The organism is Streptomyces sp. CBMA123, assembly GCF_014596465.1.
Classification (GTDB): Bacteria; Actinomycetota; Actinomycetes; order Streptomycetales; family Streptomycetaceae; genus Kitasatospora.
Genome location: NZ_MECK01000321.1, coordinates 1 through 5,500, shown reverse-complemented (window position 1 = coordinate 5,500; position 5,500 = coordinate 1). Strand labels below are relative to the sequence as shown.

The window sequence follows — 5,500 nt, the reverse complement described above, 5'->3', positions numbered from 1 at the left end:
CTCGGCGCCGGCCGGGTGCTGGGCACCGGCCCGACCCCGGGGCGGGCCCGCCGCGACGCCCGCCGCCAGGGGGCGGACTCCCCCACCACGGCCCGGATGGTCTGAGCGGGCGGCACCCGGGCGATGGTCCGCTGTGCCCCTGGCCGGGGGCCTGATCGCCGGGTCGGGTGCGGCGCGGCGCCGGGCGAACGGGCACATCGCGCCAACGGGAACGGCGATTTCGAGCCAATCGAACAACCAGTGCGGTGCCGCCGCCCGACGAGCCGGACGCCGTCGGGCCCCCAGCGGCGAAGTCGTCCGACTCGATGTGACCGAGCCGTCCCTGATCCCTGATCAGCAGGGACATCCGGTGCTGCCGACGGGGACGCACCCGGGCGGCGGCGCAGGGGTCGATCCCCCGGCCCCGGTACCGGGCCGCGGCCCGGCGCCTTCGCGCCCGAGCTATCCGGCCCGCCCCCCTACGATGCGCCTCAAACGCAACGATCACCTGGGGGAAGTCATGTCCTCGATCACGAAATTGACGAAGCGTCAGCGCCGCTGGCCGGTCGCCGCGACCGCCGCCGCGCTCACCATCGCCACGCTCCTCACCGCCACCGGTGGCGCCGCCGAGGCCTCCGCCACCCCGCCCGGCGGGCTGCCGGGCTTCACGGACGGCTACGCGACCAGCGACGGCCTGCGGATCCATTACGCGGTGGCCGGGCACGGCCCGGCGCTGGTGCTGCTGCACGGCTGGCCGGAGACCTTGCAGACCTGGGAGCAGGTGGCGCCCGCGCTGACCGCGGACCACACCGTGATCGCGGTCGACCTGCGCGGCCTGGGCCGCTCGCAGCCCTCCGACAGCGACGCCTACGGCACCTACACCGCCCTCACCCTGGCCGCGGACGTGCACGCCGTGGTGGACCGGCTCGGCTTCGGCGACGCCCGGATCTCGGTGGCCGGCCACGACGTCGGCGGCGGGGTGGCGCTGGCCTACGCGGCCAAGTACCGCGACCGGGTGGACCACCTGGCGATCCTGGAGGCGCCGCCGACCACCTGGTACCTGCAGCTGGTCGCCGACCAGCCGAACTACCTGTGGTGGGACTCCTTCGTCAACGGCCAGAAGGCCGGCATGGCGGAGCAGTTGGTGGCAGGCCGGGAGAAGGTCTTCTACGGCTCGGTCCTCAACGGCGGCGCCCCGGGCGGGGCCCCGAGCGCCAAGAGCCAGAAGGAGTACATCGCCGCCTACAGCCGACCCGGTGCCACCCGTTCGGGTTTCGACTTCTTCCGCCAGCAGGACAAGGGCGAGCGAGAGGTGCAGGCGCTGCTCGACGACAACCCGCTGACCATGCCGGTGCTCGGCATCGGCGGCCAGCACAGCATGGGCGAGAAGGTCGGCGAGGATCTGAAGCACGTGGCCGTGCGCGCGAACGTGACCACCGCGGTGGTGCCGAACGCCAACCACTGGGTCACGGAGGAGAACCCGCAGTTCGTCATCGACCAGCTGCGGCAGCTGCTGGCCCGCTGACCGGGCCCGCTGACCGGGGCCGCTGACGGCAACCCGTCGACGACCGCGCGCACCCAGGGCCGACCAACCCCGGGCCGCCGACCTGCAGTTCTGGACGGACGGGCCCGAAGCCGGCCTCCCGCTGGACAGTTGTCATGTCTGGCGGGACTTCAGACCGGGCATACGACCAGCAACCGGTTATGGGCCCGGCCGCAACTCCCCCACGAGTGCGACCGAGCCCCGACCGGTGACCGGGCCTGGGCGTGACTCCCCCCACGGAGCAACGGCCGGGCCCGATTGCTGTTCATCCGGCGACACGCAGCGTACATGTCATCTCTACCCAGCGCTACCTCGCGGTCGACGGAGTCGACGGAGCTGACGGAGCCGACGCCGCCCCGGGTCTTACCGAAGCGTGACACGCCCCCCGGATCACCCAATCGGCGGGGCCGCCGGCGGTAGCGTCGCCGGTCATGAGGATTCTGGTCACCGGCGGCGCCGGGTTCATCGGTTCGGCGGTCGTACGGGCCCTGGTGGCGGCGGGCCACGACGTGCTGGTCCTGGACGCGCTGCTGCCCGCCGTCCACCCCTCCGGAGCGGCCCCCGCGCTGCCGGACGGCGTCGACTTCCGGCACGGGGACGTCCGGGACGAGGCGGCGGTCGGCTCGGCGCTGGCCGGGGTGGACGCGGTCTGCCACCAGGCCGCCATGGTGGGCCTCGGCCTGGACCTGGACGACGCGCCCGCCTACGCGGGCTGCAACGACCTGGGCACGGCCGTCCTGCTCGCCGCGATGGCCCGGGCGGGAGTGCGCAGCCTCGTCCTCGGCGGGTCCATGGTGGTCTACGGCGAGGGCCGCTACCGCTGCCCGGAGCACGGCGAGGTCTCCCCCGGCCCCCGGCACCCCGGCGAGCTGGACGCCGGACGCTTCGAGCCGCCCTGCCCGGAGTGCGGCGCCGAGCTGCGCCCCGGCCTGGTCGCCGAGGACGCCCCGACCGACCCGCGCAACGTCTACGCGGCCACCAAGCTCGCCCAGGAGCACCTGGCCGGCGCCTGGGCCCGCGCCTGCGGCGGCCGGCTCCTGACGCTGCGCTACCACAACGTCTACGGCCCCGGGATGCCGCGCGACACCCCGTACGCCGGGGTGGCCTCGCTGTTCCGCTCGGCGCTGGCCCGGGGCGAGGCGCCGCGGGTGTTCGAGGACGGCGGGCAGCGCCGGGACTTCGTCCACGTCCGGGACGTCGCGGACGCCAACCTCGCCGCGCTCACGGCGGTCGGCGAGCGCCCGCCGGGCAGCGTCCGGGCGTACAACACGGGCAGCGGCGAGGTCCGTACGGTCGGCGAGATGGCCGGGGCGCTGGCCGCCGCCCACGGCGGGCCGGCCCCGGTGGTCACCGGCCAGTACCGGCTCGGCGACGTCCGGCACATCACCGCGGACTCCGCGCGGCTGCGCGCGGAGCTGGGCTGGCGGGCCCGGGTGGCCTTCGCGGCGGGCATGACGGAGTTCGCGGCGGCGCCCCAGCGCGGGTGACCCTAGCCGCGCGCGGCCGGCAGGACGATCTCGAAGCAGCAGCCCCCGGCGACGTTGCGGACCCGGGCACGCCCGGCATGGGCCTCCACGATGCCCCGGACGATGGCCAGTCCGAGCCCGGCACCGCCCTCCCCCCGCTCCGGGGCGCCGCCCGGGTCGGCCGAGCGGGGCGTACGGGCGGCGCTGCCGCGCCAGCCCGTCTCGAACACCCGGGGCAGGTCCGGCTCCGGGATGCCGCCGCAGCCGTCGGTGACCGCGAGCACCACCTCGTCCGCCTCCCGGCGGGCGGAGACGGCGACCACGCCGTCCTCCGGGGTCGAACGGATCGCGTTCACCAGCAGGTTGCCGAGTACCCGGGTGATCTCCCCGGAGTCCACCTCCACCGGTTCGGCGGCGACCTGCCCGCCCTCCAGCCGCACCCCGCGCCGGCGGGCCAGCGGATGGGCCCCGGCGAGCGCCTCGTCGACCAGGTCGTACACCGAGACCCGGGACACCGACAGGGCGAGCGCGCCCGCCTGGATCCGGGAGAGCTCGAAGAGGTCGTCGACCATCCCGGTGAGCCGTTCGACCTCGGCGCGCATCCGCCGCAGATAGTCCTGCGGGTGCTCGGCGACGCCGTCCTCCAGGGCCTCCGCCATGGCGCGCAGGCCCGCCAGCGGGGTGCGCAGGTCGTGCGAGATCCAGGCGATCAGCTCGCGCCGGGAGGCGTCCAGAGCCTGGGTCCGGGCCCTGGACTCGGCCAGCCGGGCACTGGTGGCGGCGAGTTCGGCGCCGAGCTGGGCCAGCTCCAGGCCGAGCGGGCGCTCCGGCGGCGCGAACCCGGTGTCGCTGCCGACGGTCCGGGCGGCCGCGGTCAGCGCCCGGCTCCCGGCCACCACCTGGCGTCCGAGCAGCGCGGCGGTGGCCAGCGAGACCACGGCCGCCATCACCAGCACCGTGATCACCACACCGAGGTCGTGCCGGGACAGGAACATCGCCTGGGCCACCGCGAAGGTCCCGGAGGTGACCGCCAGCACGGTGACGGCGGCGACGCAGAACAGCGACAGCGCGAGCGAACGGCGCCGCAGCAGCCGCACGGCCACCCAGCCGAGCAGGCCCGCCCCGCCCGCGCCGAGCGCGGCGAACAGCGCGATCAGCAGCAGGTCCTTCACGCCGCCCCGCCCTCCTCGCCGGTCTGCGCGCCCTCGGCCGGAGCCGGGTCGTAGCGGTAGCCGACGCCCCAGACCGTGGAGATCAGCCGCGGCGCCGCCGGGTCGTCCTCGATCTTCTCCCGCAGCCGGCGGACGTGGACGGTGACCGTGGAGAGGTCGCCGAAGTCCCAGCCCCACACCCGCTCCATCAGCTCCTGCCGGGCGAACACCGTCTGCGGGTGCCGGAGCAGGAACGCCAGCAGGTCGAACTCCCGCAGCGTCAGAGCCAGTTCACGCCCACCCCGGTGCACTCGGCGGGCCTGGGGGTCGAGCGCGATGTCGCCCGAGCGCACCCGGCCGCCGACCGGTCCGGCCGGGCCGCCCGCGCGGGAGCGGCGCAGCACCGACTGCACCCGCAGGACGAGTTCACGCGGGCTGAACGGCTTGGTGACGTAGTCGTCCGCGCCCAGCTCCAGCCCGAGGATGCGGTCGGTCTCGTCGCCCTTGGCGGTGAGCAGCACGACCGGCAGCTCGGCGCCGTCCGGGTCGGCCCGCAGCCTGCGGAGGATCTCCAGTCCGTCGATGCCCGGGAGCATGAGGTCCAGGACCAGCAGGTCCGGCCGGCCGGTGCGGGCCAGGGCCAGCCCCTGGGGGCCGTCGGCGGCGCGGTCGACCTGGTGGCCGGCCCGGGTGAGGTAGCCGGCGACGACCTCGGCCACGGTGGGGTCGTCGTCGACCACCAGGATGCGGCCGGGCCGGGTCGGGCCGGCGGGCGTGGGCGGCGCTGCGGCGGGGGGGGGTGGCGCTCCGGCGGGGGTGGGGCTCTCGTTCACCTCGCCGAGGATACGAGCCGCCGGCCCCGACGGGCGGCCGGCGGCCCCCGCGTCCGATTTCCGTAAGAACCGCCCGACGGCGCCCGCGACCGCCGCGCGCTCCCCCGAACGGGCCGCGCCGCCCGGCCGTCGTACTTCCGTAAGGGCGCGGCTGGACCCTGGCGGGACCGGCCGCGGTTAGCGTGACCGGCGTGACTCCTCCCCTCCCTCCCGCAGCGGTCGTCGACGTCGTCCTGCCCTGCCTCGACGAGGCCGCCGCCCTGCCGTGGGTGCTCGGCCGCATCCCGGCGGGCTGGCGGGCCGTCGTCGTGGACAACGGTTCGCGCGACGGCTCCGCCGAGCTGGCCCGCTCCCTCGGCGCGACCGTGGTCGAGGAGCCCCGGCGCGGCTTCGGCGCCGCCTGCCACGCCGGGCTGCGCGCCGCCACCGCCGAGCTGGTCTGCTTCATGGACTGCGACGGCTCGCTCGACCCCGCCCAACTCCCCCGGGTCACGGGCCCGGTCCTGGCCGGCGCCGCCGACCAGGACC

At 76.0% G+C, this 5,500-nt stretch carries 5 protein-coding genes; 3 read left to right on the top strand and 2 right to left on the bottom strand.

The annotated features are described in order from the left end of the window. The first annotated feature begins 517 nt into the window (after nucleotides 1-517). Both BG452_RS28910 and BG452_RS28905 read left to right on the top strand, forming a co-directional pair. A complete protein-coding gene (locus BG452_RS28910) occupies nucleotides 518-1,504 on the top strand; it encodes an alpha/beta fold hydrolase (protein ID WP_188307300.1) in 987 nt (328 codons plus the stop codon). Nucleotides 1,505-1,953: 449 nt separating this feature from the next. Continuing rightward, nucleotides 1,954-3,009: an NAD-dependent epimerase/dehydratase family protein gene (locus tag BG452_RS28905; protein ID WP_188307299.1), complete on the top strand. Its 1,056-nt coding sequence runs from the start codon at nucleotides 1,954-1,956 to the stop codon at nucleotides 3,007-3,009. 2 nt (nucleotides 3,010-3,011) lie between these two features. Here the strand turns inward: BG452_RS28905 and BG452_RS28900 are convergent, their stop codons facing one another. Together BG452_RS28900 and BG452_RS28895 are read right to left on the bottom strand one after the other, a co-directional pair. After that, nucleotides 3,012-4,160, bottom strand: a complete 1,149-nt coding sequence (locus BG452_RS28900) for a sensor histidine kinase (RefSeq protein WP_188307298.1) — start codon at nucleotides 4,158-4,160, stop codon at nucleotides 3,012-3,014. Continuing rightward, complete coding sequence (locus tag BG452_RS28895; RefSeq protein ID WP_188307297.1) at nucleotides 4,157-4,972, bottom strand: response regulator transcription factor; 816 nt, start codon at nucleotides 4,970-4,972, stop codon at nucleotides 4,157-4,159. Before BG452_RS28895 ends, BG452_RS28900 begins: the two co-directional genes overlap by 4 nt. A 191-nt stretch (nucleotides 4,973-5,163) precedes the next feature. Here BG452_RS28895 and BG452_RS28890 point away from each other — a divergent pair. Continuing rightward, nucleotides 5,164-5,500 (top strand): glycosyltransferase family 2 protein (locus BG452_RS28890; RefSeq protein WP_188307296.1); only part of this gene is annotated, 337 nt, incomplete at its 3' end.